The sequence below is a fragment of the Trueperella sp. LYQ143 genome (assembly GCF_046599595.1).
Taxonomy (GTDB): Bacteria; Actinomycetota; Actinomycetes; order Actinomycetales; family Actinomycetaceae; genus Trueperella.
This window is the reverse complement of record NZ_JBKIWR010000023.1, coordinates 1-2,165: the sequence shown is the minus strand read 5'-3', so window position 1 is coordinate 2,165 and position 2,165 is coordinate 1. Positions and strand designations below refer to the sequence as shown.

The 2,165-nt window shown below is 56.4% G+C and carries 2 protein-coding genes; both read right to left on the bottom strand.

Going from position 1 to position 2,165, the window contains the following annotated elements; genetic code table 11:
* Positions 1–128: 128 nt before the first annotated feature.
* Positions 129–1,814 (bottom strand): phosphoenolpyruvate--protein phosphotransferase, encoded by a 1,686-nt coding sequence (gene ptsP / locus ACLHIL_RS08315; protein WP_411297497.1) that lies wholly within the window; start codon positions 1,812–1,814, stop codon positions 129–131.
* A 41-nt stretch (positions 1,815–1,855) separates the two neighbouring features.
* On the bottom strand, positions 1,856–2,165 hold a 310-nt coding region (locus ACLHIL_RS08310; RefSeq protein ID WP_411297496.1), incomplete at its 5' end, for an HPr family phosphocarrier protein.

Here is a 2,165-nt window from a genome sequence, read left to right as displayed (position 1 = left end):
CGAGATGTACGGGATGGGCGAAGAAGAAAAGAAACAGAGTGGGGGGGGGGCGGACTGTGGGGAACGGTCACCCCCCACAAACAAACTAGCTGAATCACACTATCCGCGTCACTCCCGCGGATTACACGTTAGAGCAGTGCAAGCACCGATTCTGGTACTGCTGCAAGCACAGCTTCGCGTGCAGTATCTACATCTGGTGCAAAGAGCGCCAAACGAGACAGCTCGCGGCAGGTTTCTAGATCGACTTGTGCTAGAGACTGCCGAACAGCGGCGATGCGCTTAGGAGCCATCGAAAGTGACTGGATTCCCAGGCCGGTCAGCACTAATGCCAGCAGTGGATCACCAGCGGCTTCACCACAGATTCCGATATGGGAATTCGACGTCTGAGCTCCGGAGCATGCCAAGCTAATTAAATGCAAGACTGCGGGTTGCCACACCGAATTGAGTTCGGCAAGTTCACCCTGCATTCTATCTGCGGCCATCGTGTACTGCGCCAAGTCGTTTGTTCCGATGGAAGCGAAGGACAGCGGCGTTAGCAGCATCTCGGCATGAATCGCCGCGGCCGGAACTTCGATCATGATGCCGACGGTCTTGATGCCTGCCTCCTCGCACCGCTCGGCAAACCAGTGTGCCTCAGGCTGGGTGGCAACCATCGGAGCCATCACCCACATATCAGCATTGGTGGCCGCGGCAGCGTCCGCCAACGCCTTCAATTGGACGTCGAGAAGATCTTGGCGGACGCGACTCAGCCGCAGACCGCGGATTCCCAGTGCCGGATTCTCTTCGGGGCCCAGATCGGCAAACTTCAGTGGCTTGTCCGCACCGGCGTCAAGAGTACGCACAACAACGCGACGGCCGCTGAAAGCGGTGAAAACCTTAGTGTAGGTATCGAGCTGTTCTTCATAAGTGGGAGCGTCAAGCCGATCAAGGAAAAGGAATTCGGTGCGGAACAAGCCGCAACCTTCAACGTCGGTCTTTCCGGCAGCGATAGCGTCTGCGGCTGAGCCGATGTTGGCAAGCAGCTTGACGTTGTGACCATCCTTAGTTTGACCTGGACCATGCGAATTAGCCAACAGCTCTTGGCGCAGTTGTGCGCGCTGCTCCATCTGAGCGAGCTCATCAGCTTCGGGAGCCACAATCACAGTGCCGCGCGATCCGTCAACAGCGACAGGAGAATCAGCCTCGATCTCGCATGCGCCAGCAACACGAACGACCGCTGGGATACCCAACTGGGCACACAAAATTGCGGTGTGGGAGGTGGGCCCGCCCAATTCGGTGACGATGCCGAGCACCTTCGTTAAATCAAGAACTGCAGTTTCCGCAGGGGAGAGATCGTAGGCAATGAGAATGGACGGTTTGGAGATCTGCCCAACTCCCGGAGCTGGCAAACCACGCAGCTCGCAGATAAGCCGATCGCGGACGTCAAACAAATCGGTAACGCGCTCAGCCATATAGCCACCGAGCTGCTCAAGCATTGCAGCGTAACCAGACACTGCATGGCTCACAGCAGCGGTGATCCCACGACCCTTATTCAGCTCTTTATCGACAGCTTTTGCGAGGGCTTTATCTTTTGCGAGATCGGCGGTGGCATACATGACTTCGCGAGCTGATTCAGGCGCGCTTTCCGCGCGAGTGTAGAGCGCACGAGAAACTGACGCCATGGCCTCTCGAACACGTTGCCCGTCAGCTTGTGGATCAGTGCTGGGCGTCTCGTTCGGATCGACTCCGGGAGCGCGCTGCACGATAAACGCTGGACCGCTGGCAAAACCAGCAGAAACACCGAGACCGGAGGTTATTTCACGTCGTTGTGTCATCACTATGTCCTGAATCAAAAAGAGATCAATGAATTGATTGATTATTCGGCTGGGGTTTGAAGAAGTTCGACGAGCTTATCGAGTGCATCAGCCGCCGAATCGTCTTCACAGCGCAATTCTACTTCGTCACCCTGCTCGACGCCGAGCGTCATGAGCTCAAGGAGGCTAGAAGCGTCAGCACTGTCATCCTTGTAGTGGATGGTGACATCATACCCACTTTGCCCAGCAGCCCGGGCAAAAAGTGCGGCAGGGCGGGCATGTAAGCCCTGTTCAGCGGCAACAGTAGCAGTACGGGAGATCATGAGAGGAGTCCTTTCTTCGTTCTTCAGGTCAGTGTATGAACGTGGGGGG

Bases quoted from the DNA above. Each gene is read 5' to 3' on its own strand.
- ptsP (WP_411297497.1), bottom strand. From the start codon at position 1,814: ATGACACAACGACGTGAAATAACCTCCGGTCTCGGTGTTTCTGCTGGT.